The 26070-nt window shown below is 67.1% G+C and carries 25 protein-coding genes; 18 read left to right on the top strand and 7 right to left on the bottom strand.

The annotated features are described in order from the left end of the window. Nucleotides 1-101 precede the first annotated feature (101 nt). From MLE64_RS14175 to MLE64_RS14165, 3 genes are all read left to right on the top strand, one after another. Nucleotides 102-1100 carry an ABC transporter substrate-binding protein gene (locus tag MLE64_RS14175; protein ID WP_243318657.1) on the top strand — a complete coding sequence of 333 codons (999 nt, stop codon included), beginning with the start codon at nucleotides 102-104 and terminating at the stop codon, nucleotides 1098-1100. A 22-nt stretch (nucleotides 1101-1122) separates the two neighbouring features. Then, complete coding sequence (locus MLE64_RS14170; RefSeq protein WP_243318655.1) at nucleotides 1123-1797, top strand: response regulator; 675 nt, start codon at nucleotides 1123-1125, stop codon at nucleotides 1795-1797. Nucleotides 1798-1975: 178 nt separating this feature from the next. Next, nucleotides 1976-3364: a sensor histidine kinase gene (locus MLE64_RS14165; protein ID WP_243318653.1), complete on the top strand. Its 1389-nt coding sequence runs from the start codon at nucleotides 1976-1978 to the stop codon at nucleotides 3362-3364. Nucleotides 3365-3391: 27 nt separating this feature from the next. Here the strand turns inward: MLE64_RS14165 and MLE64_RS14160 are convergent, their stop codons facing one another. Next, on the bottom strand, nucleotides 3392-4342 hold the full coding sequence (locus MLE64_RS14160; RefSeq protein ID WP_243318651.1) for a glycosyltransferase: 951 nt from the start codon (nucleotides 4340-4342) through the stop codon (nucleotides 3392-3394). A 52-nt stretch (nucleotides 4343-4394) separates the two neighbouring features. On the opposite strand from MLE64_RS14160, the gene MLE64_RS14155 reads away from it, so the two are divergent. Both MLE64_RS14155 and MLE64_RS14150 read left to right on the top strand, forming a co-directional pair. Next, nucleotides 4395-5114, top strand: coding sequence for a response regulator transcription factor (locus tag MLE64_RS14155; protein WP_243318648.1), 720 nt, complete (start codon nucleotides 4395-4397; stop codon nucleotides 5112-5114). Between the two features lie 103 nt (nucleotides 5115-5217). After that, a complete protein-coding gene (locus tag MLE64_RS14150; RefSeq protein ID WP_243318646.1) occupies nucleotides 5218-5790 on the top strand; it encodes an outer membrane beta-barrel protein in 573 nt (190 codons plus the stop codon). Nucleotides 5791-5875: 85 nt separating this feature from the next. On the opposite strand, the gene MLE64_RS14145 is transcribed toward MLE64_RS14150, so the two are convergent. Continuing rightward, nucleotides 5876-7066, bottom strand: coding sequence for a hypothetical protein (locus MLE64_RS14145; RefSeq protein ID WP_243318645.1), 1191 nt, complete (start codon nucleotides 7064-7066; stop codon nucleotides 5876-5878). A 57-nt stretch (nucleotides 7067-7123) separates the two neighbouring features. Then, the gene (locus tag MLE64_RS14140) at nucleotides 7124-9529 is read right to left on the bottom strand and encodes a PAS domain S-box protein (protein ID WP_243318643.1); all 2406 of its coding nucleotides are present in this window, start codon (nucleotides 9527-9529) and stop codon (nucleotides 7124-7126) included. Nucleotides 9530-9760: 231 nt separating this feature from the next. Between MLE64_RS14140 and uppS the strand changes: the two genes are divergently transcribed. The 4 genes from uppS to MLE64_RS14120 are packed head-to-tail and all read left to right on the top strand — an operon-like array spanning nucleotide 9761 to nucleotide 13635. Then, nucleotides 9761-10447 carry a polyprenyl diphosphate synthase gene (gene uppS / locus MLE64_RS14135; protein WP_243318641.1) on the top strand — a complete coding sequence of 229 codons (687 nt, stop codon included), beginning with the start codon at nucleotides 9761-9763 and terminating at the stop codon, nucleotides 10445-10447. Then, a complete protein-coding gene (locus MLE64_RS14130) occupies nucleotides 10447-11331 on the top strand; it encodes a phosphatidate cytidylyltransferase (RefSeq protein ID WP_243318639.1) in 885 nt (294 codons plus the stop codon). Before uppS ends, MLE64_RS14130 begins: the two co-directional genes overlap by 1 nt. A gap of 1 nt (nucleotide 11332) precedes the next feature. After that, complete coding sequence (gene dxr / locus MLE64_RS14125) at nucleotides 11333-12487, top strand: 1-deoxy-D-xylulose-5-phosphate reductoisomerase (RefSeq protein WP_243318636.1); 1155 nt, start codon at nucleotides 11333-11335, stop codon at nucleotides 12485-12487. A 14-nt stretch (nucleotides 12488-12501) separates the two neighbouring features. Then, complete coding sequence (locus MLE64_RS14120) at nucleotides 12502-13635, top strand: M50 family metallopeptidase (RefSeq protein WP_243318633.1); 1134 nt, start codon at nucleotides 12502-12504, stop codon at nucleotides 13633-13635. On the opposite strand, the gene MLE64_RS14115 is transcribed toward MLE64_RS14120, so the two are convergent. Then, nucleotides 13589-15019 (bottom strand): two-component system sensor histidine kinase NtrB, encoded by a 1431-nt coding sequence (locus tag MLE64_RS14115; RefSeq protein WP_243318631.1) that lies wholly within the window; start codon nucleotides 15017-15019, stop codon nucleotides 13589-13591. The genes MLE64_RS14120 and MLE64_RS14115 overlap by 47 nt on opposite strands. 126 nt (nucleotides 15020-15145) lie before the next feature. Between MLE64_RS14115 and MLE64_RS14110 the strand changes: the two genes are divergently transcribed. Further along, the gene (locus MLE64_RS14110) at nucleotides 15146-15676 is read left to right on the top strand and encodes a glutathione peroxidase (protein WP_243318629.1); all 531 of its coding nucleotides are present in this window, start codon (nucleotides 15146-15148) and stop codon (nucleotides 15674-15676) included. 121 nt (nucleotides 15677-15797) lie between these two features. On the opposite strand, the gene MLE64_RS14105 is transcribed toward MLE64_RS14110, so the two are convergent. Continuing rightward, the gene (locus MLE64_RS14105) at nucleotides 15798-16484 is read right to left on the bottom strand and encodes a MarC family protein (RefSeq protein WP_243318627.1); all 687 of its coding nucleotides are present in this window, start codon (nucleotides 16482-16484) and stop codon (nucleotides 15798-15800) included. Between MLE64_RS14105 and MLE64_RS14100 the strand changes: the two genes are divergently transcribed. The 3 genes from MLE64_RS14100 to MLE64_RS14090 all read left to right on the top strand — a co-directional run bounded on the left by MLE64_RS14100 (nucleotide 16483) and on the right by MLE64_RS14090 (nucleotide 17953). Next, complete coding sequence (locus MLE64_RS14100) at nucleotides 16483-17127, top strand: acyltransferase (RefSeq protein ID WP_243318625.1); 645 nt, start codon at nucleotides 16483-16485, stop codon at nucleotides 17125-17127. The two genes, MLE64_RS14105 and MLE64_RS14100, sit on opposite strands and share 2 nt — an antisense overlap. Nucleotides 17128-17292: 165 nt before the next feature. Further along, entirely contained in the window at nucleotides 17293-17592 is a 300-nt protein-coding gene (locus tag MLE64_RS14095; protein WP_243318624.1) for a hypothetical protein, read from the top strand. Between the two features lie 160 nt (nucleotides 17593-17752). After that, nucleotides 17753-17953, top strand: a complete 201-nt coding sequence (locus MLE64_RS14090) for a hypothetical protein (protein ID WP_243318622.1) — start codon at nucleotides 17753-17755, stop codon at nucleotides 17951-17953. 1 nt (nucleotide 17954) lies between these two features. Here MLE64_RS14090 and MLE64_RS14085 read toward each other — a convergent pair whose 3' ends face one another. Both MLE64_RS14085 and MLE64_RS14080 read right to left on the bottom strand, forming a co-directional pair. Continuing rightward, on the bottom strand, nucleotides 17955-18905 hold the full coding sequence (locus MLE64_RS14085) for a bifunctional riboflavin kinase/FAD synthetase (protein ID WP_243318620.1): 951 nt from the start codon (nucleotides 18903-18905) through the stop codon (nucleotides 17955-17957). Next, nucleotides 18902-19846, bottom strand: coding sequence for a TerC family protein (locus MLE64_RS14080; RefSeq protein ID WP_243318618.1), 945 nt, complete (start codon nucleotides 19844-19846; stop codon nucleotides 18902-18904). Before MLE64_RS14080 ends, MLE64_RS14085 begins: the two co-directional genes overlap by 4 nt. A 94-nt stretch (nucleotides 19847-19940) precedes the next feature. Here MLE64_RS14080 and MLE64_RS14075 point away from each other — a divergent pair, with 94 nt between their 5' ends. The 5 genes from MLE64_RS14075 to MLE64_RS16045 all read left to right on the top strand — a co-directional run bounded on the left by MLE64_RS14075 (nucleotide 19941) and on the right by MLE64_RS16045 (nucleotide 25825). Beyond that, entirely contained in the window at nucleotides 19941-20684 is a 744-nt protein-coding gene (locus MLE64_RS14075) for an RsmE family RNA methyltransferase (protein ID WP_243318616.1), read from the top strand. A gap of 25 nt (nucleotides 20685-20709) precedes the next feature. After that, nucleotides 20710-22302, top strand: coding sequence for a M28 family peptidase (locus MLE64_RS14070; protein ID WP_243318614.1), 1593 nt, complete (start codon nucleotides 20710-20712; stop codon nucleotides 22300-22302). Between the two features lie 459 nt (nucleotides 22303-22761). After that, entirely contained in the window at nucleotides 22762-23388 is a 627-nt protein-coding gene (locus MLE64_RS14065; RefSeq protein WP_243318612.1) for a hypothetical protein, read from the top strand. An 837-nt stretch (nucleotides 23389-24225) separates the two neighbouring features. Next, nucleotides 24226-25167 carry an SEL1-like repeat protein gene (locus MLE64_RS14060; RefSeq protein ID WP_243318610.1) on the top strand — a complete coding sequence of 314 codons (942 nt, stop codon included), beginning with the start codon at nucleotides 24226-24228 and terminating at the stop codon, nucleotides 25165-25167. 145 nt (nucleotides 25168-25312) lie between these two features. After that, a complete protein-coding gene (locus MLE64_RS16045; RefSeq protein ID WP_423748261.1) occupies nucleotides 25313-25825 on the top strand; it encodes a GNAT family N-acetyltransferase in 513 nt (170 codons plus the stop codon). Nucleotides 25826-26070 lie beyond the last annotated feature (245 nt).

Below are 26070 nucleotides of genomic sequence, written 5' to 3'. Positions count from 1 at the left end.
CAGCTTTCAGTGCCCCCGGATGTGCGTACGGTCACGCGGCGCGTTCGGCGCGCGCCGGTGCGATCATCCTGGAAGACCCCCGAATCCGATCCGGAGCCGCCATGACGTGCACGCCCAGGTCCCTCGCGCTTGCCGCTGTCCTGCTGGCGGGAGCCGCCTGGCCCGGCCGCGCCGCCGAGCGCATCGTCCTGATGGTGGGCGGCATCGAGAAGATCATCTACCTTCCCGTGAAGCTGGCCCAGCAGCTGGGCTACTTCGAGCAGGAGGGGCTGGAGGTGGAGGTCCGCAGCGAATGGGCGGGCGTCCGCGGGGTGGACATGCTCCTTGTGGGCGGGGCTCAGGGCGTGGTCGGCTTCTACGATCACACCGTCTACATGCAGACCCAGGGCAAGGCCGTGGTCTCGGTGGTCCAGTTCTCGCAGGCCCCCGGTGAAGTGGAGCTGGTGTCCTCCCGGTTGCCCAAGGTGCGCACCATGGCCGACCTCGGCGGGCAGACCCTCGGCGTCACCGGACTCGGATCGTCCACCCAGTTCCTCTCCCGCTACCTCGCCCTGTCGGCGGGGCTGCGGCTGAACCAGGTGACCTTCAAGCCCGTGGGCACCGGCGATTCCTTCATCGAAGCCATGAGCAGCGGAACCATCGGGGCCGGAATGACTACGGAGCCCACGGCCTCGCGGCTGCTCGCCACCGGCAAGGCGCGGGTGCTGGTGGACCTCCGCACCCCGGAGGATACGGCCCGGGCCCTGGGCGGCCCCTACCCGGCCTCCTGCCTCTACATGCAGACGGCCTGGGTGAACCGCCACAAGGCCGAGGTGCAGAAGCTCGTCAACGCGCTGGTGAAGGCCCTCCGCTACATCCAGGGCCACACGGCGGCCGAGATCGCCGCCCATGTCCCCGCGGACTACTACGGACAGGACAAGGCCATCTACATCCGGGCCCTGGCGCGCACCAAGCCCATCTTCATCCCGGACGGACGGATGCCCGCCAACGGCCCCGCCAACGTCCTGCGCATCCTGACCCACACGGAGCGCTCCCTCCAGGGGAAGGCCGTGGACCTCGCCAGCACCTATACGCTGGAATTCGTGAACGCCGTCAAGTGACCCCTCCCGGAATCCGCCGCCCATGAAACTCCTGCTGGTCGAGGACAACCGCGCCCTCTCCGAGTGGCTGGCCCGGACCCTGAGGGCGGACAAGTACACGGTGGAGTGCGCCCACGATGGCCTGGAGGCGGACGGCCTCCTCCGCACGGAGGCCTACGACCTGGTGATCCTGGACCTGGCCCTTCCGGGATTGGACGGCCGGGAGATCCTCAAGCGCCTGCGGAGCCGGCGCAATGCCGTGCCGGTGCTGATCCTCACGGCCTTCGACGCCACCCGGGACCGGGTGGAGGGCCTCGATTTCGGCGCCGACGACTACATGGTCAAGCCCTTCGAGGTGCATGAGCTGGAAGCTCGCATCCGGGCCCTGCTCCGGCGCGTCCACCAGCAGAAGAACCCAGTGTTCGCCTGCGGCTCCCTGGTCTACGACAGCAACCGCCGCGAGTTCACCCTGTCGGGCGCGCCCCTGGCCCTGACGCCCCGGGAGCACGCCGTGCTGGAGGGGCTGATGATGAAGGCCGGCCGGACCGTGAGCAAGAAGGCCCTCGCCGAGAGCCTGTACTCCCTGGACCAGGACGTGAACCCGGACGCCATCGAGATCTACGTCCACCGGCTCCGCCGGAAGCTCGAGCCGGGCGATGCGGTGATCGTGACGCTCCGGGGCCTCGGCTACCTCCTGAAGCCCCGCCATGAAGCCTAAGAGGTCATATCAACACCCGACGAGGCCGAGATGAAGCCAGGCTGGATGCACCGCAAGGAAGGGCCCGCAGGGCGATGCGGGACATCGTTCAAGGGCCCTGACACCGCGGGGCGCCAGCCTGGCTTCATCCCTCCGGGCGAGGGCCGGCGGGCATCGCGCGGCCTCGTGGGGTGTTGATATGACCTCTGAGTCCACCCTCAGCCTCCGGGCCCGCCTGCTGCTGTGGCTGCTGGTGCCCCTGGGCGCCCTCGCGCTCACGAACCTCGCCCTGGCCCGGCGGGAGGCTCGGCATACGGCCGACATGGTGCAGGACCGCCTGCTGCTCGGATCGGCCCGCATCATCGCACAGCAGATCCAGTTCGAGGATGGCCTCCTGGACGTGGCCATCCCCCCGGCGGCCCTGGAGCTGTTCCAGTCCAGGGCCCAGGACCGGGTGTACTACCGCATCGCCTCGCCCAAGGGCGTGCTCCTCTCGGGTTACGCGGAGCTGCCGCCCCCGGTGGAGGCACCCCGCCCCGAGGAGTCGGTGTACTTCCAGACGGAAGTCCGGGGCGAGCCGGTGCGCGTAGTGGCATACGCCCAGCCCGTCTTCGCGGCTCCCGCCGAGGGCCCGGTGATCATCGAAGTGGCCCAGACCCTCCAGGACCACGACCAGCTGGCGCGGAAGCTCTGGACCACCACCCTGCGGCAGGACCTGTGGACGCTGGCCCTCGCCGGCCTCCTGGTCTGGTTCGCCCTGCGCTGGGGCCTGAAGGACATCCTCCGCCTCCGGGACGAGGTGGGACGGCGCACGCCGGGCTCGCTGGAACCCATCCAGGCCGGACCCATGCCCCATGAGCTCCGGCCCCTGGTGGAATCCCTCAACGGCTACATCCAGCGCCTGGACGCCCAGATGGCGGTCCGCAGCCGCTTCATCGCCAACGCCTCGCACCAGCTCCGCACCCCCTTCGCCGTGCTCCAGACCCAGGCCAACTACGGCCTCCGCAGCCCGGATCCGGCCGTCAAGGACGAAACCCTCGGGGCCATGTCCGAAGGCGTCCGCCAGGGGACGCGCCTCGTGAACCAGCTGCTCGCCCTGTCCCGGGCCGAGGCCGGGGCCCTGGCCCGCCGGCCCGGCGAGGTGGTGGACCTGGCGGAGCTGGCCCAGCGGGTGCTCGAGGAGCAGGCGACCCTGGCCCAGTCCCGCCGCATCGATCTGGGCTTCGACCGCCCCGAGGGACGCGTGGACCTACCCGCCTCGTCCACCATGCTCCACGAGCTCGTGGCCAACCTCGTGGACAACGCCCTCCGCTACACGCCCCCGGGCGGGCGGGTCACGCTTTCGCTCCGGCGGGTCGAGGGGCGTCCGGTCCTGGCCATCGAGGACAACGGGCCCGGCATCCCCTCCGCCGACCGCACCCGGGTGTTCGAGCGGTTCTGCCGGATCGGCAGCGACGACACGCCCGGGTGCGGCTTGGGCCTGTCCATCGTCCAGGAAGTGGCCCGCGCCCTGGGCGCCGAGGTGCGGCTGTCGGATCCCGCCACGGGTTCCGGCCTGGTCGTCACGGTGGTGTTCCCGGCCGGGTAGGCCTCCGGGATAGATCGGGCCCGCGGCCTACTGCGCCTGGTGGACCTTCTTCACCATGTAGCGGGGCCGGTCGCGCACTTCCTGGTAGATGCGGCCGATGTACTCGCCCAGCAGGCCGAAGGCGATGAACTGGCAGCCCACGAAGAAGAAGAGGATGGCGAACAGCGTGAACACGCCCTGGGCCGTGCCTTCGGGGTGCAGGAAGCGGTAGACCACCAGGCCCAGGAAGAGGATGAAGCCGAAGCCCGCCGTGACGACGCCGAACACGCTGAGGGCCTGGAGGGGGATCAGGCTGAAGCTGGTGAGCAGGTCGAACTGGAGGTTGATGAGCTTCCAGAGGCCGTACTTGCTCTCGCCGGCGGCGCGCTCGGCGTGGGCCACGGGCACCTCGGTGATGCGCTTGGCGAAGCTGTTGGCCAGCGCGGGGATGAAGCTCGAGCGCTCCTTGCAGAGCAGCATGGCGTCCACCACTTCGCGGCTGTAGGCCCGCAGCATGCAGCCGTAGTCGTGGAGCTTCACGCCCGTGGTCTTGCGGGTGACGGCGTTGACGATCTTGCTGGGCATGGTGCGGAAGAAGCTGTCGTTCTCCTGACGGCCCTGGCGCCAGCCACCCACCACGTCGTAGCCCTCCTCCACCTTGGCCACCAGCTTGGGGATCTCCTCGGGCGGGTTCTGGAGATCCGCGTCCAGGGTGACGACGATGCGGCCCATGACCTCGGCGAAGGCGCCGAAGATGGCGCTGTGCTGGCCGTAGTTCCGGTTGAACTCCACGACCTTCACGCGGGGTTCCTCCTTGGCGATGGCCACCAGCAGGACCAGGCTGCGGTCCCGGCTGCCGTCATCCGTGAAGATGACCTCCCAGGGTTTCGAGGAGTCCGTGAAGGACTCCGCCATCACCTTGGACAGGCGCGCCCACAGCGTGGGGATGTTCTCCTCCTCGTTGTAGATGGGGATGACGATGCTGAGATACGGGTCCATGGGCGCTCCAGGCCCCTATTCTAGTAGGATCAACGAGTTGCTGGAGTTTGCCATGCCCGAGCCCAAGATCCTGCTGGTGGAAGATGAGCTCAGCCTCGCCGAGGGCATCAAGCTGAACCTCGAGTTGGAGGGCCTCGCCTGCACCTGGATCCCCCGCGGCGACCAGGCCCTGAAGCAGATCCTGGCCGAGGCCTACGACCTCGTGATCCTGGACGTGATGCTGCCGGGCATGGACGGCTTCACCATCTGCCAGAAGGTGCGCGAGGCGAAGAACTTCACGCCCATCCTCTTCCTCACGGCCAAGAATACCGACGACGATCGCGTGCACGGCTTCGAGACCGGCGCCGACGACTACCTGGGCAAGCCTTTCCAGGTGAAGGAGCTGCTGCTGCGGGTCCGGGCCATCCTCCGCCGGGAGGCCTGGTACCGGAACCGCGAGATGAGCAGCCGCCAGGCCTTCGGCACCCACTGGGTGGACTTCGACAACTACTGCGGCGAGGGGCCCAACGGCCCCTTCCAGCTCGGCATGAAGGAGTGCATGATCCTCCGCCTGCTCATGGAGCGGCCCGGCCAGGTGGTGAGCCGCACGGACATCCTGGACAAGGTCTGGGGGGAGGACGCCTACCCCACCAGCCGCACCGTGGACAACTTCATCGTCCGCATCCGGCGCGTGATGGAGCTGGATCCTCACCATCCCCGGTGGGTGCACACCATCCGCAGCGTGGGCTACCAGTTCGATCCGGAAGGGAAGCAACGGAAGGGCGAGGAGTGAATCGGCCCGGCTGATTCGATCGCTTGAAACTTCGAGCGCGATGGCTTCATTCAATGGGTGTCTTTTACCCACACATCCTCAATGGATGCCATCCGGAGGCTTCATGCCCGTTTGTCCTCGTTTGTCCATCGCGCTGGCCGTGGCCCTCGCCTTCGGGGCGGTCCAGGCCCGGGCCGAGGAGCCGCGCTTCGGCCTTCAGCTCCACGCGAACGTTCCGACCGGCGACCTGAAGACGGCGGTCGACAACAAGCCCGGTGCCGGCCTCGGCGCGCACGTCACCTTCGACCTGGGCGCGGGCCACGTGATCAGGCCGAGGCTCGATGCCGTGTTCTACCCCGAAGGCACGGTCAACGGATTCAAGACCAAGGCGAACGATCTCAGCCTGGGCGCGGACTACCTGTACTTCCCGGCCGGGAAGCCGGATGGCCTTTACCTGACCGCCGGGCTCGGCCTCCACCGCTGGCGCGTGGACACCACGATCCCCGCCATCGGCTCCTTCCCTGCAACGTCGGCGTCCCAGACCTCGACCCGCTTCGGGTACTCGGCCGGGCTTGGGTACACCTTCAATGCCACCCTGGGAGCCGAACTGCGGTACGTCGGGAGCAGCTACGCGAACCAGACGGCCTGGGACCCGAAGGCCAACGCCATCCAGATCGGGATGACATTCCGATTCTGAGCGGTTCGGCTTTCGCGATCCTGGTTCATGCAGAAAGGAGGGGGCGCCTCGGCGCCCCCCCCTTTTTCTGCGGCCGGCTTCCGGCCTACTTGACCTCGATTTCCCGGCTGCGACCCAACTTTTCGAAGGCGGCCATCTGCGCCGCAAGGTCCGCGGCGGGAGCGCCCTGCTTCACGTCGGAGAGCACCTGGCGCTTCTCGTCGCCCTTGCTGAACTTGCTCTCGGCCATCACGGGCTCGAGGGTCGGCAGCAGGGTCAGCTCGCCCGCCGGGCCCTCGGGGGCCTTGGAGGTGGAGATCGCATCGGCGTGGGCCAGCAGGGCGGCGCCGGGCGTGGCGCCGAGGCGGCGCAGGTCCAGCCAGCCGAAGCCGGGATCGCGCAGCAGGTCGAGATCCTCGTTCTCCAGCCAAATCAGCAGGGCGTTCAGGGCCTTGGTCTGCGCGGGATCGGGCACGCTGCGCATCTTCTTCTCGCCCTTGACGTCCACCTCCTGGCGGGTGTTGTCGATCCAGGCCTGGGCCCGCTTCACCCACAGGGCCGTGATGGCCTTCTGGTTGGCGAAGCCCTCGGGCGCCTTGGGCCCCTTGGCGGCCTTGGCCTTCTTGCCCTTGGCCGGCGGCTCGGGCGCCGTCCAGGCCGGGGCGGCGGCGTCCACCTTCGGATCGAGCATGAGGCCCCGCAGCTTGGCGAGGCGCGGCTCCAGCCCCTTGGCGTCGGCCTTCGCGGCGGCCCGGGCGGCGACCTGCAGGTCTTTCCAGGTGGTCTCGAGGAGGAGCTTCTTCCCGTCGGCGTCATAGAGCCCGTGCTGGGCGCGCACCTTGGCCAGGTACGTCTCGACGGCCGGAATGGCGGCCGAGGCCTTCTCCGGGAGGATGGACTTCACGGCCACGAGGGCGCCGAGGGCGTCGCGGACCTCGACGGCCTTGGGGTGGCTCCGGTAGTAGCCCAGCTCGTGGGCGGAGAGGGCGGCGCGCTGCAGGGTGTAGGCCAGCTTCCGCTGGCTGGGGCGGAGCTGGTCGAAGGGCTTCGCTTCGGGTTTTGCTTCGGCCTTCGCTTCGGCTTGGGGTGCGGCCGGGGCCTCGGCCTTCACCTCAGCAGGCTTGGGCTCGGGCTTGGGCTCGAGTACCTGGGTCGGCGCGGGAGCTGGCGCAGGGGCTGGCGCCGGAGCCGGCGCGGGGGCCGGGGCAGGGGCGGGCGCAGGAGGGGGGACGGGTTGGGGCGTCTGGGCCAGGAGGCCCGAACCCACGATGACTGCCAAGACCCAGCGGCGCTGCATAGGAGGCTCCTCGTTGAGGGTGCGATGAGAGTCCCCATTATGCCGCAGCGGGGGGGCTCACGCCTCGATCGGAGTCTCTAGCAATTGCTCCAGGCTTCGTTTCAATTGTTTTAGATCGAAAGGCTTACCCAGGTGGGGCACCTGGTTCGTCTCCAGGAAGTCTCGGGTCCTCGCGTCGAAGGAATCGCCGGTGGTGTAGAGGATGCGGCGGGTCAGGGCCGGCTGCTGGGTCCGCAGCCACTCGAAGAGGTCCACGCCCGACAGGCCCGGCATGCGGATGTCGGAGACGATCAGATCGAAGGTCGCGGCCTTGAGGCGCTCGACCGCCTCATCGCCCCGCCCGGCCGGAGTGACCTCCAAGCCCCAGACCTGGAGGGCGTCCACCAGGCACTCCAGCAGGAAGGCCTCGTCGTCCACCACCAGGGCGCGGCGTCCCTGGAGTCCCGTGGCTCCGGCCGCGGGCGTCGTCGCCGGGTCCGCGGGCCCCGCGAGGGGCAGCTCCATCAGGAAGGCGTTCCCTAGGCCGGCTTGGCTCCGCACCGTGAGCTGCCCGCCGTGCTGGCGGGCGATGAGGTGGGCCACCGGCAGGCCCAGGGCCTCCGGGGTCGAGGCCGAGGCGGGATCGAACAGGTCCGGAAGCTCGGCCTCGGGCAGCGGCGTGCCCGAATCCTGGACCACCACCTGGATGTGGCCGTCCACCGCGCGGGTGGCCACGCGCAGGCGCTTGACCGGACTGGCGGCCAGGGCCTGGAGGCCGTTCAGCATCAGGTTCGTCAGGGCCTGGCGCATGAGGACCGGATCCAGGGGCGCTTCGGGAAGGGCGGGATCCAGGCTCAGGTCCAGGTCGACCTCCATGCGCCGGGCCTTCAATTCCACGAGGTCCACCGCCTCCTGGATGACCTGGTTGAGCTGGGTCCGGACCCGGGCGGGGGAGGGCGGGTTCAGCACCGTCTGGAGGGGATCCAGCAGGCTCTGCACCGAGTCCACGGCTTTCACCAGCCGCGCGGCCTGATCCGCCTGGTGGGGATCCAGGGCGGACTCGGAGATGAGGCGGGCCTCCAGCAGCACGGGGGTGAGGCGGTTCGAGGCCTCGTGGAAGAGGGCCGGGACCAGCCGCCCCAGGGCCTCGTGCTTCTGGGAACGGACCAGCTGCGTCTCCAGGGCCTGGGTCTCGCTCGTGTCCCGCACCAGGGCCGATACCGCAAGGACGCGGTCATCGGCGCCCCGCACCGGAGCGTAGGTGATGCTGGCGGGGAAGGTCTGCCCCGCCTTCCGGACCCGGACCGTGTCGACGTCGCGGACCACCTGGCCCCGGCTCACCTGCTGGATGACCTGGTCCAGGTCGCCCCGCTCCCCTCCGGGGGCCAGCTTGCAGATGCTGTGGCCCACGATCTCCGGCCGGGAATAGCCGAAGATGCGCTCGGCGGCGGCGTTCCAGGTGAGGATCTTCCCGTCGGCGGAGAAGGACACCAGGGCCTCGCCCATGTTTTGGATGAGGCCTTCCAGGTACTTCCGGGTCTTCTGGTTGTCCTGGTTCACGCGCTCCAGCTGGGCGTTGAGCTGGGCCATCTCCTCGTTCTTCTTTTCCAGGGATTCCTTGGCCTGCTTCAGCTCGGAATAGAGCCGGGCCGTCTCCATGTTCGACTGGAGGGCGCTCTCCAGCAGCTCCTGGGGATCCGCCGCCCGGCCGGGCTGGAGGTCGGCCACGGTCACGTTGCCATGCTTCAGGACCGTCACATCCGCCACCGGCGCGGGTTCCGTTCCGGCTTCCGCCCCGGTCGGTTCCGGTGGGGGCGGGAGCTCCCGCAGGGTCGAGCGCACGTTGGACTCGATGAGGGCGAGCATCCCGTCGAAATCCTTGATCTTCTTGTCCAGGTGGTACTTGCGGAAGGTGTAGTCCACCGTCTCCCGGGTGATGGCCAGGAAGGTGTCCAGCACCCCGGGGCCCCGGTTGGCCACGGATTCGAAGTAGGGGACGTTCCGGAAGTTCAGGCGGCGGTTCATGACGCCCACGGCCAGGGCGTCCGGCAGATCCCGCTTGTTGTACTGAAGGACGAAGGGGATCTGCTTGATGTTCAAGCGGTTGGCATTGAGGTTGTGGTACAGGTTCGACAGCGAGTCCACGTTGTCCTGCATCTTGGCTTCGCTGGAATCGGCCACGAAGACCACGCCGTCCGCCCCGCCCAGCACCACCCGCCGGCTGGCGTCGTACTGCACCTGGCCCGGCACGGTGTAGATCTGCAGGTGGATGGAGTTGCCGTAGACATAGCCCAGGTTGATGGGCAGCAGGTCGAAGAAGAGGGTCCGGTCTTCCTGGGTGTTGACGGAAAAGAGCTCGCCGCGCTGCCGGTCCGAACACATGGCGTGCAGGGACTGCAGGTTGGTCGTCTTGCCCGAGAGGCCCGGCCCGTAGTAGACCAGCTTGAGCAGGATCTCATTGGCACGGGTATTGAACTGAACCATGGGTTCGCCAGGGAAAAAGTGGAGTCAAGCCTAACACGGGCCTTCGGAAGACAAGCCGCTCCCCAGCTTTACGGCAGGCCCCGTGATAGCATGACCTTTTTCACCTTTCCGAGGTTTCCGGCGCGATGACCGTCCCGACCCATGTCGCCGTGATCATCTCGGCATCCCCGCTGGGGATGCGCGAGGCCACCCACGCGGCACCAGCCGGCCGGACTGGCCTCTAGGCACGCGATGAGCATCCCGACCCACGTCGCGATCATCATGGACGGCAACGGCCGTTGGGCGGCGCAACGGGGGTGGCCCCGCATCAAGGGGCACAAGGCCGGGGTGCAGGCGGTGGAGCGCATCCTGGAGGCCGCCTCGGACGCGGGCATCCGGCACCTGAGCCTCTACGCCTTCTCCACGGAGAACTGGAAGCGCCCTCCCCAGGAGGTGGCCGCCCTCATGGCCCTCCTGCGCATGTACCTGCGCATGTTCGTCCACCAGCTGGCCCGCAAGGGCATCCGCTTCCACCACCTGGGCGCCCTCGAGGGGATGCCCGGCGGCATCCAGGCGGACATGCGGGCCCTGGAGAAGGCCACGGCGGGGAATCCGGGCATGACCTTCCACCTGGCCGTGAACTACGGGTCCCGCCTGGAATTGGCCCAAGCCGCCCGGCGTTGCGTGGAGGATGGCCTCCGGCCCGAGCAGGTGGACGAGGCCGCCCTGGGCGCCCGCCTCTGGACCGCCGGCGTGCCGGACGTGGACCTGCTCATCCGCACCAGCGGCGAGCACCGCATCTCGAATTTCCTGCTCTGGCAGTCCGCCTACGCCGAACTCTACATGACCGACCTCCTGTGGCCGGACTTCGGCCCCGCGGAGCTGAAGGAAGCGCTCGAGGACTACGCCCAGCGCGAACGGCGCTTCGGGGGGATCTGATGGAACGGACCACGCCCAAGGTCGACACGAAGAACATGACCGTGCGCATCACCACGGCCCTGGTCTTCGGGCTCTTCTTCTTCAGCCTCCTCTGGTTCGGCGACCAGCCCTGGGCCCCCTGGACCTACCTGGCCGTCATGGCCCTCGCCATCCTCGGGGGCGTCCGCGAGATGACCCTCATGGCCCGGGTGCGGGGCTTCAACCCCTCCCTGGCCGCGGGAACCCTGCTGGGCTGGGGCGTCCTCGCCCATTTCTTCCTGGCCACGGGCGGCCAGGATCCCCTGCCGCTCTGGCTGGTCCTCACGGCCGGGGGCCTGGTGATCCACTTCGGCGCTCTCTTCTTCGACCGGAAGCTGGAGGAGGCCCTGCCCAGCCAGGCCATCACCTGGCTTGGGGCGCTCTACATGGGCTTCGGCCTGGGCTTCCAGCAGAAGCTCTTCATGCTCCAGGGAACCCTGCCCAGGACCGGCAGCCGCCTCATCCTGGCTCTCTTCATCATCACCTGGTTCGGCGACAGCGCCGCCTACTTCGTGGGCACCTTCCTCGGCAAGCACAAGCTCGCGCCCCGGGTGAGCCCCAAGAAGAGCTGGGAGGGCGCCCTCGGCAACCTGGGCGGCAATCTGCTCGGCGCCTTCCTCATGAAGGCCACGGTCTGCTCCGAGTGGTCCGTGGTGGACGCCGTGGCCCTGGGCCTCCTGCTGGGCATCGTGGGCCAGCTGGGGGACCTGGTGGAGAGCACCTGGAAGCGCAGTGCCGGCGTGAAGGATTCCTGCGTGGGCGTGAGCATCCCCGGCCACGGCGGCGTGCTGGACCGCGTGGACAGCCTGGTGTTCGCGGCGCCGGTGCTGTTCGCCTATGTGCACTTCGTCCACGGGTTCAATTGACGTGAGACACCTCGCCCTCCTCGGCTCCACGGGGAGCATCGGCACCTCCACCCTGGACGTGGTGCGGGCCCATCCGGAGCGGCTATCCGTGGTGGCCCTGGCGGGCGGGCGGAACCGGGAGCTGCTGCGGGATCAGTGCGACGCCTTCCGGCCCCGCTGCGTGTCCGTGGGCTCGCGGGAGGATGCGGAGTGGCTGCGGGCGAACCTGGCCTACCGGCCCGAGGTCCACTGGGGGGATGACGGCCTCCTGGCCTGCGCCCTCCATGCGGACGCCGACACGGTGGTGGCCGCCATCGTGGGCAGCGCCGGGCTGGCGAGCACCGAGGCCGCCCTGCGCGCCGGCCGCCGGGTCTGCGTGGCCAACAAGGAATCCCTGGTGGTGGGTGGCGCCCTCATGCACGAGGCGGCCCGCGCCGGCGGCGGCGAGCTGCTGCCGGTGGACAGCGAGCACGCGGCCCTGCATCAGCTGCTGGACGGCCGGGACCGGGCCTCCATCCGCGAGGTTCGCATCACCGCCAGCGGCGGGCCCTTTCGTGATTGGCCCCTGGCGCGGATCCAGGCCGCCACCATCCAGGAGGCCCTCAACCATCCCACCTGGAAGATGGGCCCCAAGATCACCATCGACAGCGCCACGCTCATGAACAAGGGGCTGGAGGTCATCGAGGCCTCGGTGCTCTTCGGGCTCACGGCGGACCAGGTCGCGGTCACCGTGCATCCCCAGAGCCAGGTCCACGCCATGGTGGGCTTCTACGACGGCAGCTACCAGCTCCAGGTCTGCGCCAACGACATGAAGCTGCCCATCCAGTACTGCCTGCTCTATCCGGACAAGCAGCCCGGCCCCGTGGCCCCGTACCCCTGGGAAGAAGCTCGCACCTGGACCTTCGAGGCCCCGGACCTGGAGCGCTTCCCCTGCCTGGGCCTGGCCTTCGAGGCCCTGCGGGAGGGCGGCACCGCCCCAGCCCTGCTGAACGCCGCCAACGAGGTGGCCGTGGCCGCTTTCCTCCAAGGCCAGCTGGGGTTCTGGGACATCCAGGCCTGCAACCGGGACACCTTGGCCCGGATTCCCGCCCAGCCCCTGGCCTCCCTGGGCCAGGTGCTGGATGCGGATCGGGCCGCGAGGCGTCATGCTGAAGGATGGGTCCAAGCCCGGGCCTGATCTTTCGGGTATCCATGAACCGCTTCCGCCTGTCCCTGTCCTTCAGCTTCGCCTTCGCCGCCCTCCTCTTCGCCTTCAAGCTTCCCGGAGCCGGGTTCTGGGGCCCCGTGCTCATGCTGGGCGGCCTCATCTTCCTTCACGAGGGCGGCCACTTCCTGGCGGCCAAGTGGATGGGCATGCCGGTCGAGGTCTTCTCTCTCGGTTTCGGTCCGCGCCTGCTGGGCTTCAAGTGGCGCGAGACGGACGTGCGCCTCTCCCTGCTGCCCCTGGGCGGCTACGTGAAGCTGGCGGGCTTCAACCCCGAGGAGCCCGGCGCCGAGGATCCCTACGGCTTCCTCCAGCAGCCCTTCGGCAAGCGCATGCTCTTCTACAGCGGCGGCATCCTGGCCAACCTGGCCACCACGCTGGTGCTCTTCGGCCTCGTGGGCGTCCACCAGGCCCGCGTCACCAAGGTGCAGGAGACCTGGACCGTGGTGGAGGTTGTGTCCGGCAGCGCCGCGGAGCAGGGCGGCCTCAAGGTGGGCGACGAGCTGCGCGGCATCGGCGACCTGAGCTTCCCTGGCGCCCAGTGGGAGGCGGCCGTGGCCTACATCCAGGCCCACCCGGACCAGCCCGTGCCCTTCCGCCTCACCCGGGACGGCAAGCCCCTGGAGCTCCCGCTCACACCCCGGGCCGAGGGCGGCAAGGGACGCCTGGGCTTCATGCCCCTGCCCGTGGCCACGCCCCTGGAGTTCCGCCCCTTCCAGGCGGGCGACCTCCTGACCGGCGGCCGCTACGCGGTGGAGACCTCCTGGCGTCTCACGGGCCAGGTCTTCGGCTTCCTCAAGCGCTTGGTGACCTTCCAGGCCCGCAGCGCCGAGGTGGCCGGTCCCATCGGCATCATCAAGCAAGGCAGCAAGGCGGCCCAGCACGGCTGGGAGACCTTCCTCTTCATGTGCGGGGCCATCAGCCTCCAGCTCGCCATCCTCAACGCCCTGCCCATTCCGGCCCTGGACGGCGGCCACATGGCCCTGCTGGCCTTCGAGCGGGCGCGGCGCAAGGATCTCACCATCGAGCTGAAGGAGAAGATCCTCACGGGCGGCTTCATCCTCCTGGCCTCCCTCATGGCGCTGGTGATCTTCCTGGACCTGATGAAGCTGCGGAAGTAGCGGAAGCCTCGCCCCGCGCGCCGCCCCCGGCCCGCGGCAGCAGCACGCGGAAGGTGGTGCCCCGCCCGGGGGCCGTGTCCACCTGCAGGGTCCCCCGGTGCTGCCGGACGATGTTGTGGACCATGGCCAGCCCCAGGCCGGTGCCGTGGCCCGAAGCCTTGGTGGTGAAGAAGGGCTCGAAGATGTCGGGTACCAGCCCGGGCGCCATGCCGGCGCCGGTGTCGGCCACGTGGATGCCCACGTACTGGCCCGGCTCCGCCTCGATCCAGGCCGCGCAATCCCCGTCCACCAGGGTCCAGTTGGCGGTCTCGAGCCGGATCCGGCCCGGCCCCTCGATGGCATCTCGGGCGTTGGCCACCAGGTTCGTCAGCACCTGCTCGAGCTGGGTCGGGTCGGCCAGCGCGGGCCACAGGTTCGCGGCTGGCTCCCAGTCGATCCGGATGCGCTCGCCCGCCAGCCGGCCCAGGACGGGCAGGAGCTCCGCCACGGCCCGGTTGAGATCCACCTCCTTCGCCTCCAGCGCCCGCCGCCGGGCGAAGCCCAGCATCCGGGAGGTGAGGTCCGCCGAGTGGCGCGCCGCCTTGATGATCTCCTCGAGGTACCTCCGCTCGGGGCGGCCTTCCCCCATCCGGTCCAGGGCCAGGTCCGCGTTCGCGAGGATCACCCCCAGCATGTTGTTGTAGTCGTGGGCCACGCCCCCCGCGAAGCGTCCGATGGATTCCAGCTTCTGCGCCTCGAAGAGCTGGGCCTGGAGCTTCGCCCGCTCCCGGGTGTGGCTGTCCTGCTCCGTGATGTCCCGGGCGATGCCGAGCACGCCGATGAGGGCGCCGGAGCGGTCCCGCATGGGCGTCTTCAAGGTCTCCAGCAGGACGCGGCCGCCGCCGTCCGCCAGGGTGACCCACTCCTCGTTGGCCCGGGGACCCCCGGCGGCCATGGCCTCCCGGTCCTTCTGGCGGAAGAAGTCCGCCTCCTCCTTCGGGAGGAAGTCATGGTCGGTCCTCCCCTGGATGGCGGCCTCCGGGGCCCCGAAGAACCGCTCGAAGGCGGGGTTGCAGGCGAGGTAGACGCCCTCGGGATCCTTCAGCCACACCATGTCGGGGATGGCGTGGATCAGCGTGCGGAACTGGGCCTCCCGGTGGGCCACGCGGGCCACGAGGCGCCGCACCATCAGGAACAGCATCGTGGCGGTGACGGCCACGAAGGCCCAGCCCTTGAGGATGCTCAGGGCCGTCATCCAGGCCGGGTCCGTCGTGAGGGCCTGCACCAGGCGGTCCGAGAACAGGATCCAGGCGGCCGAGAGGATCGCGTAGGTCAGCGCGATCCGGGCTGCGCCGGTGACGGCGGCCTCCGGGGGCGTCGGGCGGAACGGGCTGGATTCGGGCATGGGAAGGTCCAGTCGATTCAAAGGCTAACGCAGATGCGCCCGGAGATCGCTGGTCCCAAGTGTTTTTCCATCCGCCGGGCATGGCTCCCCGGGGGGAGGCATCCAACCGGTGTCCCCGGAGGTTCCTTGCGCGCTGCCCTCGCCCTTTGCCTCGCCCTGTCCCTGCCCGCCGCCGAAAGGAAGGTCCCCATGTCCCTGCACGAGATCACCCTCCGCACCCTGGACGGGAAGTCCCAGTCCCTGGCCGCCTACAAGGGCAAGGTCGTCCTGGCCGTCAACGTGGCCAGCGAGTGCGGGTTCACGCCCCAGTACGCGGGGCTGCAGAAGCTCTACGCGGACTACAAGGACCGCGGCCTGGTGGTGCTCGGCTTCCCCTGCAACCAGTTCGGCGCCCAGGAGCCCGGCACCGCGGCCCAGATCGAAAGCTTCTGCCAGAAGAACTACGGTGTGACCTTCCCCCTCTTCGAGAAGCTGGACGTGAAGGGCGCGCACCAGGCCCCCGTGTACCAGTTTCTCACCGCCAAGCACGGCGAGCCCGCCTGGAACTTCCACAAGTACCTTGTGGGCAAGGACGGCCAGGTGCTCCAGGCCTTCCCCAGCAAGGTCGCCCCGGAGAGCGCCGACCTTCGCGCCGCCATTGAGGCCGCGCTGAAGTAGGAAAAGCTAAAAGCGGAACACAGAAGACACAGAAACGCACAGAGGACACAGAAGAAAGCGTTTTCTCTGTGTCCTCTGTGAACGTCCGCGGCCTCTGTGTTCCCGCTCTTTGACGCCGGGATTACTTCGTCGCGATGATCGCTGCCGGCGGCGTCTCACGCATCTCGACGTAGAGGGCCTTCACGCCGTTGATGAGGAACTGCATGGCCACGGCGGCCAGGATGAGGCCCATGAGCTTGTTCACCACCTTGGTGCCGATTGCGCCCAGGCGGGCGAAGACGGCCGGCGCCTTGCGCAGGAACAGGTAGACGATCCAGGTGTTCAGGAAGATGGCCAGCAGCACCACGCCGTACTCCAGCCAGCTGATGCCCGCGATCATGCCCATCACCGTCGACAGGGTGCCCGGGCCCGCCACCAGCGGGATGCCGAAGGGGATGATGGCGAAGTCCTCCGGCAGCTTGCGGCTGGCCTCGGCCTTCTCGTCCTCGGTGGTGCGCTCGCGGGGATCCTCGCCGTAGAGCATGGCGATGGCGCGGTAGAGCACCAGCACCCCGCCCACGAAGCGCATGGCCAGGGCCGTGAAGCCGAAGAGGCTGAAGATGAACTGGCCGACCAGGGCGAAGGCCAGCATGGCCGCGCCCGCCGTGAGCGCGGCCTTCTTCGCGCTGCGGCGCAGGGCCGGCTGCTCCATGCCCGTGGTGGCGCTGGCGAAGATGGCCGCGGCGCTGATGGGGTTCAGCACCGAGAACAGCGACGTCGCCACGCCGAGGGCGAAGGACAGGGTGGGCAGGGGGCCGAGGTGGGGCATGGCCCACTGTACCCGCTACCATGACCCCATGCGCGACCTCGAGGCCTTGCGGGAGCACCACCAGCGCCGCCTGGCCTGGATGCCCTGGCTGTACTTCGCCCTGAAGCCCCGGCACCTGGCCTGGGCCGAGGCCTGGCAGGCCGAAGTGCAGGCGCGCCTCGTGGCCCAGGAGACCGTGACCCTCGGCGCGGGCTGCTTCATCGCGCCGGACGCCGCCATCTTCGGCGAGCCCGGGCGGGGCGTGGTGATGGGCGACCGCTGCGCCATCGCCGCCCAGGCCTTCCTGCACGGGCCCCTCACTCTGGGAAGCGATGTCAGCGTGAACGCCGGCGCCCGCCTCGACGGCGGCCGCAGGGGCATCACCATCGGCGACGGCACGCGCATCGCCAGCGGGGCGGCGATCTACGCCTTCGATCACGGGATGAAACCGGACCGCGACCTCAAGGACCAGCCCGTGCGCTCCCGCGGCATCCGCATCGGGCGGGACGTGTGGATCGGCGCCAACGCGGGCGTCACGGATGGCGTCACCGTCGGCGACCACGCCGTGGTGGCCATGGGGGCCGTGGTCACGAAGGACGTGCCCGAATGGGCCATCGTCGCGGGCGTTCCCGCCGTGGTGGTGGGGGATCGCCGGCAGCGCTGATCGCGTCGCCCCCTGCCACGCCCATGGGTTCCGATGTTGCATTTCGCGCGGCGCCCCGGCGCCTTCACGAAGCCAACCGTCTTGATGGCTTCACTTCCAGATCTGGCACGACTCGTGAGATGTCTTCCGCACGGGGTGACCCACCCCGCTCCCGCAGGAGGTCCCATGCGCCGTCTGGCCCTGCTCGCCCTCGCCACCCTCGCCGCCTTCCCCCTCTCCGCCCACAACCCCTGGCGCCACCCCCGCCGCGTGGTGATCGTGGAACGGGATGCCTGCCGGGATTCCTACCGCCGCTGGGAGGACGACCGCTGGGAGCGCCGGGGCGACTATCCCGAAGCCTACGTCCGGCCCTACCGCGACGAGGACTGCGATGAGGGCCGCGTCGTTCTCCGGCCCCTGCCCAGGCCGCTGCCTCGGCCCCTGGCCCCGCCCTTCCAGGCCCGCGTGGAGCTCTGGTTCCGCTGAACCAGAGGATCGGGCGGCCATGGATTCGACAGCCCCTGTCCCATGGGTGGGCCCAAGCTGGAAGGGTTCCTCCCCCCTCTTCCAAACTTTTTTCGTGATTCCGCCTTGACGAACACGAATAAAAGACGAATATTTTGGAAACGGGATTGACGGAGCCCCCATGCGGACCTCTTTTCGCAGTTTCGGCTACAAGTTCAGCGGCTACTTCATGGAGTACGGCCCCATCGAGGCCGAGAGCCTCGAGTCGGCCAAGGCCCAGATCCGCCAGCGCCTGGGCGTGAGCCGCCTCCCCCTGGGCTTCCAGGTCTGGGACCTCTCGGAGCGCCCCCTCACCCGCTGGCGGGTGGCCGCCGCTAGCTGATTCAGGCCCGGCGGGCCTTCCACCAGGCGGTGCCTTCGGCCACGTCCTGCGTGATCTGGGCCCGGAGCTCGTCCACGGAGGCGAACCGGGCCTCGCCCCGGAGACGATGGAGGAAGCGCAGGTGCAGGCGGGCGCCGTAGAGGTCACCCTCGAAGCCCGGCAGGTGGGTTTCCACGGTGAGACGGCGGCCTTCAAAGGTGGGTTTTTCGCCCACGTTGGTGAGCCCCAGGCGGGGGCCTCCCAGCGAAGGGTGGTGGTGCGGCAGGAAGGCTTCGGTCACGTAGACGCCGTAGGCCGGCAACTGCTCCTGGTCCCAGGCCAGGTTCGCCGTGGGGAAGCCCAGGTGCCGGCCCCGCCGGTCGCCCTCCACCACCACGCCCGTGAGGGTGTAGGGATGGCCCAGCAGCTCCGCGGCGGCCTCCACTTCGCCCCGGTCCAGGGCCTCCCGGATGCGGGTGCTGGAGAGGCGTCCGCCATCCGGGGCCCGCAGGGCCAGGGTGTGCACGGCGCAGCCATGCTCGGCGCCCCAGGCCTCCAGGGTGTCGACGTTGCCGCTGCGGTCCCGCCCGAAGCAGAAGGCCCGCCCCACGTGCAGCTCCACCGGCGAGAGGGCCCGGCGCACGCCGCCCAGGAAGGCCGCGGGACTCAGCTCCGAGAAGGCGCGGCTGAAGGGGATCACCCAGGCCAGGTCCATGCCCTCGGATTCGAAGGCCTCCAGGCGCTGCTCCAGGGTCATGAGCAGCTTCGGCTTGCGCTGGGGCGCCACCACCACCGTGGGGTGCGGGTCGAAGGTGACCACGGCCGCCCGCAGGCCCGCGGACCGGGCCCGGCTGGCGGCGATGCGCAGCAGCTCCCGGTGGCCCGCGTGGACGCCATCGAAGGTCCCCAGGGTGACGATGGAGGGCCCCGCGGCGGGGGCCGCCTCCAGGGTGTGGCGCCAGACCTGCATCATTCGGCGCCGTCCTGCTCCGCGGGCCAGGCCAGGCTGGCCACCACGCTGCCGGCCAGGATCGCGGCGATGATCACCAGGCTGTACTGCACGGGGATGTGCACCCACTCCGCGACGCACATCTTCACGCCCACGAAGGCCAGCACCATGGCCAGGCCCGTCTTCAGGCGGTGGAACCGGTCCATCATCTTGGCCAGGAGGAAGTAGAGGCTCCGCAGGCCCAGGATGGCGAAGATGTTCGAGGTGTAGACCACGAAGGGGTCGCGGCTCACGGCCAGCACCGCCGGGATGGAATCCACGGCGAAGACCAGGTCTGTCACCTCGATGGTGATGAGCACCAGCAGCATGGGCGTGGCGAAGCGGCGGCCGTTCCGGTATGACCAGAAGTGCTCGTGACCGCCCCGCTCGTCGTAGGGCACGAAGCGGCGGAAGGCCCGCACCAGCGGGTTCTGGGTGGGGTCGGGATCCTCGCCCTTCACCAGCAGCATCTTCACGCCGGTGTAGAGGAGGAAGCCGCCGAACACATACATCATCCATTCGAAGCGATTCAGCAGGGCCGTGCCCGCGAGGATCATCGCGGCCCGCATGACGAGGGCCCCCAGCACGCCCCAGAACAGCACCCGGTGCTGGTGCCGCAGGTCCACCTGGAAGCTCTGGAACACCAGGACGAACACGAAGAGGTTGTCGACGCTGAGGGACTTCTCCAGCACGTAACCCGTGAACCACTCCAGCCCCTTCTGGGTGCCCTCCGCCTGGAAGATCACCGCGTTGAAGATGAGGGCCAGCGTGATCCACACCGCGCTCCAGATTCCGGCCTCCCGCATGCTGGGCGCGTGGATCTTCCGGTTGAACACGCCCAGATCCAACGTGAGCATCAGGAACACGAAGGCGTGGAAGCCCCCCCAGGCCCACCAGGGAGCGGCTTGCAACAGGGCGTCGACCAAGGAGTCCTCCAGGACATCCAGCTTATCGAACGCCGGAAGCCCCCTGGCCAGGGGGAGGGTTCTCCCATGGGATGCCCATGGGATGATGATGCCCGTGAGCCTCCCCCGACTCTTCCTCGCCCCCCCGGCTGACGCCGCCGAGAACGTCATCCTGCCCCTGGGCGCCGAGGCCGCGCGCCACCTGCGGGCCCTGCGCCTCCAGCCCGGCGACGCCCTGGAGCTGGTCCTGGGGGATCAGCCCTGGAAGGCGGACCTGGCCGAGCTGGACCGGGGCCGAGCGGTGGCCCGCCTGGTGGCCCCCCTGCACGAGGACCGTGAGCCGCCCATCCCCCTCCAGGCCTGCCTGCCGATCCCCGCGCAGCTCAGCCTCTTCGACGACTGGCTGGCGCCCCTGGTGGAGCTGGGCGCCACGCTCATCCAGCCCGTGGCCTACGCCCGCAGCGAGTTCGATGCCGCCAAGGCCGCCGCCCGCGCCGAGCGCTGGGCGCGGATCCTCCAGTCCGCCTGCGAGCAGAGCCACCGCAGCCGCCTGCCCGAGCTCCGCCCGCCCATCCCCTTTCCCGCCCTGCCGGCCTGGGACGCGCCCCAGAAGTGGGTGGCCTACGAGCTGGCCACGGGGCAGGCCAACCCGGACCTGCGCCGGGAGGCCCTGGCCTTCACCTGCGGGCCCGAAGGGGGCATCACGGACGCCGAGTATGCGGCCCTGTCCGCCGCCGGCTGGTGCCCCGTGAGCCTGGGCCGCAGCATCCTCCGGGCCGTCACCGCCCCCGTGGCCCTGCTGGGGGCCGTGCAATTCGAGCTGGGAAGGCCCCCCGACAAACCCCGTCTTGCGAGGTAAGCTGGAGGCTCCCTCCGGAGTCCCCATGCGCGTGCTGCCGTTCCTCCTGGCCACGGTCTCTTTTTTCGCCCAGGCGGCGCCCCCCGTGCCGGAGGGGCCCCTTCGCGCCCACCTGGCCTTCCTGGCGGACGACCTGCTAGAGGGCCGCGGCACCGGGCAGCGGGGGGCCGAGCTGACCGTGCGCTACCTGGAGACCCAGCTGCAGGCCCTGGGCCTGAAGCCCGCCCAGGGAACGTCGTACCGGCAGGCCGTCTCCCTGCTGGGCCTCCGCACCCTCACCGACCGCAGTGTCCTGAGCTTCATGGGCGGCGGGGCCTGCGCCACGCCCGCCTTCGGCCCGGGCATCGTCTACGGTTCCGGCGTCGCCCGGCCCGAGCAGGCCTTCGATGCGCCCGTGGTCTTCGCGGGCTTCGGCATCCATTCCTCCGCGGACCGCTGGGATGACTTCAAGGGGGCGGACCTGAAGGGCAAGGTCCTGCTGGTGCTCGTGAACGAGCCCGCCCCCACCGCTGAGGAACCAGGGCGGTTCGAGGGCCCCGACCTCAGCTATTTCGGCCGCTGGACCTACAAGTTCGAGGAGGCTGCCCGCCAGGGCGCCGCCGGCATCCTGCTCATCCACACCACCCCCTCCGCCAGCTATGGCTGGCCCGTGGTGCGCAACGGCTGGGACGCGGAGCGCTTCCGGCTGGCCAAGGGCCCCGAGGGTGCGCCGCTCGAAGGCTGGGTCACCGAGGAGGTGGCCCGGGCCCTGGTGAAGCAGGGGGGCGGGGACCTCGACGCCCTCCGGGCCGCCGCCCAGCGCCGCGACTTCCGCCCCGTGCCCCTGGACCTGCGCCTCAAAGGCACCGTGCAAAGCGCCGTGCGCACCCTGGACCAGTTCAACGTGGCCGGCGTGATCCCCGGCGCCGACCCGGCCCGGAAGGAAGAGGTCGTCATCTATTCCGCCCACTGGGACCACCTGGGCAAGGGCGCCGCCCCGGCCCCGGACAGCCACCCGGGCCACGAGGGGGACGGCATCTACAACGGCGCCGTGGACAATGCCTCGGGCTGCGCGGCCCTGCTCGCCATGGCCCAGACCGCCGTCCACACCCCCGCCCGGCGCAGCCAGATGTTCCTCTTCGTCTGCGGGGAGGAGCAGGGACTGCTGGGTTCCAAAGCCTACGCCGCCAGCCCCCTCTGGCCCCTGGCGAAGACCGCGGCGGACCTGAACCTGGACAGCCTCAACTTCGTGGCCCCCGCCCGGGACATCGGCCTGCCCTTCGGCAACCGCAGCACCCTCGGCGACCTGGGAGCCGCCGTGGCCAAGGCCTCGGGACTCGCCGTCGCCTCCACCCGTCCCGATACCGCGGGCGGCTACTTCCGCTCGGACCACTTCAGCTTCGTCCAGGCCGGCGTGCCCGCCCTCTCCGTGGGCGGCGGCCGGGACTACCTGGGCGCCGACCCCGCCGCCCTGAAGGCCAAGGCCGCCGCCTATGGTCAGCGCTACCACCAGGTCACCGACGAATACGACCCCACCTGGGACCTGCGCGGCATGCTCCAGCAAGCCCAGTTCACCTTCGACCTCGGCCAAGCCGTCGCCAACGCCCCCACCAAACCCACCTTCAAAGCCGCCCGCTAGCCCCCCCCATCCGCCCTTTTTTAGTCTGCCTAATCAGCCACCCGCTTTCCTAGCTCCACAGGATTTTCAACACTTACCATCCCCCACCCCCGGACTAGACGAACCCCAAACCCCTTCCCTCTTATCGTCCAATTTAAAGTTAGGCCTCGAAAAGCGGGTTCGCCTGCTATCCGTTCGGCTCGTCAATTCGCCTGTTCGGCCGTTCTGCTTGGGGTTTTGTGGCTGGCGTGCGTTCATGGTGACAAGCCACACCTTGTCTTTCCAATCTCCGCTCGGTTTCCCCGTCGCCTCGGTTCATGTCGCGTCAGAACTGGCGTCTCGGCCTAACCTTCAGCTCAACTCGGACCCCGCCTGCATTGCCTTCCGTTCTCTCTCAACATCTCGCTATCCCGGCTCCGCCCAGCGCCTCGGCGCAGGCGGGGCCGGTTAGCTCCATTCGTTAGGCCATGAGGAGCATCCGTGGCGAAAAAACAGATCACCGATCGCGAATTAGTCGTACAGAACTGGACTTCTCTGTCCTTTGCAATGGACCGACTAGAATTATATTTCCGTTTTCTACCAGTTCATCACAGCAGGGCGATCGATTACCAAGATAAGGTTGGTAATAATAAACCAGTCACTCCATTTATATTTAAACCAAGAACTGGCCCATTAGTAGACATTCCTGTCCTGGTTGGAAAAGAATGGATTCTTTATATGCAGTCGCCCCTTATGGAATGGGAGACTTATTGGGAATGCGTTTATAAATCAATTTATATTATGAACTATATATCTGGTTATACGGCACTTTCAAACGCGAAGGCGATCTACCAGCATAATTTATCATATCTTCAATCTTTAGAAGATGCGAGGCATACATTTGCGCATTTCGTCAAATGGCTTCCAACAGCTAAAGATGTTGGTAATGAAAAAGCTAGAATGGGTATTAGTTTTGGTCCCAAAAGCTATTCCTTCAAAGGGTCTAAGTGGGATACGACTGAGGATGAGCTCAATAAGTTTTTATCTATTTTAAGCGATTTTATTTCAGCAACAGAGAAGGATTTTGCGTGCTGGTCAAAGTCACTTCCAAAGCCAAATAATGAATAATATTTGTGGCACTTTTCCCGACGATGGCCTAACCCTTAGCTCAACTCGGACCCCGCCTGCATTGCCTTCCGCTCTCTCTCAACATTCTGCTTCCTCGGCTCCGCTCAGCGCCTCGGTGCGGGCGTGGCCGGTTAGCTTCATTCGTTAGGCCGCCCAACCAGCGGAGTACGCTCTAAAATTTATGCTGCATCGCATCAATAGGCTTCACTTGCTGGAAAACCCTCTTCATCCGTGGTTTTTTGGTCTGCCCATCCAAATTGCCCCATTCAATAGCACCACGGTAAAATCAGCAATTACATCCTTCTCAAACCGGATTAGGCGAACTACGAACCACTTCGTCCTCGCCGTCCAAGTCTAGTTAGGGCTCCCATGATCCGTCGAACTCTGACTGTGGCTTCCCTCGCGCTTTCAGTGTTCGGCTGCGTTCGTCCAGGCCGAACGCCTCACGATGGCATGTTCCCGCCAATCGTTCAGGAGTACCACGCTTGCTCAACATGCCGTAGCCTCCATGGCGGTATTTACGGCAAGGGCCCAATTCTTTACCTGAAGGCCAGCGGTGCGGATCAATGCCACCACTCTTGGGTAACCATCACTCGAGCAGAATTCCAATCACGGGCTGAAAAGGAGTTCACAACTCAGTGGGCCAATGCCGCTCCATATTTCAAACTCTCGGCGCAACAATGAAAGCCCATCCTGTCGCCCTAACCCTCAGCTCAACTCGGACCCCGCCTGCATTGCCTTTCGCTCTCTCTCAGCATTTCGCTAACTCGGCTCCGCTCGTCGCCTCGGGGCAGGCGGGGCCGGTTAGCTTCATTCGTTAGGCGTTCAACCATGAACATGGCTCGCACCATCGGCTTCTGCTTGTTACTGACTAGTCAGTTGGCAGTTCATGGGATCGAAAAAAAATCTGGGAATACCCAATCCCAGGCACATAGGATCTCAGAAGGTGAGCGCCTGGGCATACAGGCAGAAAAGGAAGGGCGCTTCGAGGATGCGAGGAAGGAATATGAAGCGGTTTGCCGTCTAGATGCAGATTGGGGTGAATACAATCTCCAACCCTTCGGCGATGCAAGTGCTCTTCTCAAACTCGCAAGATTGCTTAGAGATCCCAAGTGTGGCACTCCTGATCCCACTAGAGCCGGTCGCTGCTATGTAGCTGCGCTAGGTATTGGGGGGAATCAATGGTGCGCTCAGGCTTGGATTGAACTAATCAATATGTATCGCAATGGTGATGGAGTTCCGAAGGATCAAGCGTTCGCAGATCACCTTCTCGGAGAATTCCGATTCAAGGCAGGGAACACCCACTGGTCAAAGGAAGACAACCTTCTTCTGGCAACCATGTTGGAGCGAGGTGACTTCCTTCCTAGGAATCTGCTCATGGCCTCCGATCAGTACTATTTGTATGGAGATAAAGCGGCGGCCCTTAAGGCCCTCCAACGAGCAGCAGATGAGGGTGACCCTTTCGCTTACGACAAACTTGCATGGTCATACAAAGGTTTTGGTTGGGTGGTCACTGAAACTGATCTCAAGAAGGCCGAAGAATGCCTTCAAAGGGCTGCAGCGCTGCGAGCGAAAACAATCGCCAACACACCCAATCCAGCTCCTGGAAAGTCCAAAACCACTGGTAGAGCATGGACTGGCAGCGCCGGACCACCCCAAGAAGATAGTGATGAATTGCTGGGGGAAGAAAAGCATCGAGAACTTCTAAAGAATCCGGGTGATCCAGTGCGAGCTTTTTATCATCTCTTATGGGCAGAATACCTTACTCCAAAGGGCTAACTGAACGCCTAACCTTCCGCTCAAGTCGGACCCCGCCTGCATTGCCTTACGCTCTCTCTCAACATTTCGCTATCCCGGCTCCGCTCATTGCCTCGGTGCAGGCGTGGCCGCTTAGCTTCATTCGTTAGGCGCCAGCGTCGTACCCATGCCTCAATCCTCTTCAGTTCGTCAATTCCAACCATCCGAGTGGAAGACCTATAAAGGCCTTCGACTCCGAGCCCTCGCCGATTCTCCCGATGCCTTCGGAAGCACCCTTGCAAACGAAATTGAGCGCCCTGACGCCCAATGGGCCGAGAGCCTGATGGCAGCTAGTCAATCTGGCTTTGATTTGCCTTTGATTGCCTTCGCGGGGAATGAACCGGCAGGTCTGGCCTGGGCCAAAGTCGATAGCGCTGATTCCTCGGCCATCCAGCTATTCCAGATGTGGGTTGTGCCAGAGCATCGTGGTCAAGGTTTGGGGCGTTTATTATTGAGTACGTCCATCCAATGGGCAAAGACCCGGGGTGCCAAGTCGATATCCTTGGGCGTAACCTGCGGGGACACCTCTGCGGTTCATTTATATACATCAGCAGGCTTCGAACCGATCGAAATGCCGAGGCCTCTACGGCCTGGTTCATCTGTTCAGGCCCAGAGCATGAGGTTGGAGTTCCATCAATGAGTCGCCTAACCATCCGCTCAACTCGGACCCCGCCTGCATTGCCATCCGCTCTCTCTCAGCTCCCCGCTTCCTCGGCTCCGCTCAGCGCCTCGGTGCAGGCGGGGCCGGTTAGCTTCAATCGTTAGGAGCCCTCGATGTTTTCCGCTCACCGGGTTGCATTGTCCATTGTTGTAATTGGAATGCCTGTCTTCTCTCAAACAGCAAAATTCAATTCAATCAGCCCAAGTGCAGAAGAACTGAAGGCA

The sequence above is a fragment of the Geothrix paludis genome (assembly GCF_022808815.1).
In the GTDB taxonomy this organism is placed as follows: domain Bacteria; phylum Acidobacteriota; class Holophagae; order Holophagales; family Holophagaceae; genus Geothrix; species Geothrix paludis.
The sequence above is the reverse complement of the archived record's forward strand: the minus strand, read 5'-3'. Positions and strand labels throughout refer to the sequence as shown.

Excerpts from the sequence above, each read along its gene's own strand:
- MLE64_RS16045 (WP_423748261.1), top strand. The coding sequence starts at position 25,313 with ATGCCTCAATCCTCTTCAGTTCGTCAATTCCAACCATCCGAGTGGAAG.
- MLE64_RS14060 (WP_243318610.1), top strand. The coding sequence starts at position 24,226 with ATGGCTCGCACCATCGGCTTCTGCTTGTTACTGACTAGTCAGTTGGCA.
- MLE64_RS14165 (WP_243318653.1), top strand. The coding sequence starts at position 1,976 with ATGACCTCTGAGTCCACCCTCAGCCTCCGGGCCCGCCTGCTGCTGTGG.
- MLE64_RS14095 (WP_243318624.1), top strand. The coding sequence starts at position 17,293 with ATGCGCCGTCTGGCCCTGCTCGCCCTCGCCACCCTCGCCGCCTTCCCC.
- MLE64_RS14120 (WP_243318633.1), top strand. The coding sequence starts at position 12,502 with ATGAACCGCTTCCGCCTGTCCCTGTCCTTCAGCTTCGCCTTCGCCGCC.
- MLE64_RS14070 (WP_243318614.1), top strand. The coding sequence starts at position 20,710 with ATGCGCGTGCTGCCGTTCCTCCTGGCCACGGTCTCTTTTTTCGCCCAG.
- MLE64_RS14160 (WP_243318651.1), bottom strand. The coding sequence starts at position 4,342 with ATGGACCCGTATCTCAGCATCGTCATCCCCATCTACAACGAGGAGGAG.
- MLE64_RS14130 (WP_243318639.1), top strand. The coding sequence starts at position 10,447 with ATGGAACGGACCACGCCCAAGGTCGACACGAAGAACATGACCGTGCGC.
- MLE64_RS14085 (WP_243318620.1), bottom strand. The coding sequence starts at position 18,905 with ATGATGCAGGTCTGGCGCCACACCCTGGAGGCGGCCCCCGCCGCGGGG.
- MLE64_RS14140 (WP_243318643.1), bottom strand. The coding sequence starts at position 9,529 with ATGGTTCAGTTCAATACCCGTGCCAATGAGATCCTGCTCAAGCTGGTC.
- MLE64_RS14155 (WP_243318648.1), top strand. The coding sequence starts at position 4,395 with ATGCCCGAGCCCAAGATCCTGCTGGTGGAAGATGAGCTCAGCCTCGCC.
- MLE64_RS14175 (WP_243318657.1), top strand. The coding sequence starts at position 102 with ATGACGTGCACGCCCAGGTCCCTCGCGCTTGCCGCTGTCCTGCTGGCG.
- MLE64_RS14105 (WP_243318627.1), bottom strand. The coding sequence starts at position 16,484 with ATGCCCCACCTCGGCCCCCTGCCCACCCTGTCCTTCGCCCTCGGCGTG.
- uppS (WP_243318641.1), top strand. The coding sequence starts at position 9,761 with ATGAGCATCCCGACCCACGTCGCGATCATCATGGACGGCAACGGCCGT.
- MLE64_RS14090 (WP_243318622.1), top strand. The coding sequence starts at position 17,753 with ATGCGGACCTCTTTTCGCAGTTTCGGCTACAAGTTCAGCGGCTACTTC.
- MLE64_RS14100 (WP_243318625.1), top strand. The coding sequence starts at position 16,483 with ATGGCCCACTGTACCCGCTACCATGACCCCATGCGCGACCTCGAGGCC.
- MLE64_RS14115 (WP_243318631.1), bottom strand. The coding sequence starts at position 15,019 with ATGCCCGAATCCAGCCCGTTCCGCCCGACGCCCCCGGAGGCCGCCGTC.
- MLE64_RS14145 (WP_243318645.1), bottom strand. The coding sequence starts at position 7,066 with ATGCAGCGCCGCTGGGTCTTGGCAGTCATCGTGGGTTCGGGCCTCCTG.
- MLE64_RS14170 (WP_243318655.1), top strand. The coding sequence starts at position 1,123 with ATGAAACTCCTGCTGGTCGAGGACAACCGCGCCCTCTCCGAGTGGCTG.
- MLE64_RS14150 (WP_243318646.1), top strand. The coding sequence starts at position 5,218 with ATGCCCGTTTGTCCTCGTTTGTCCATCGCGCTGGCCGTGGCCCTCGCC.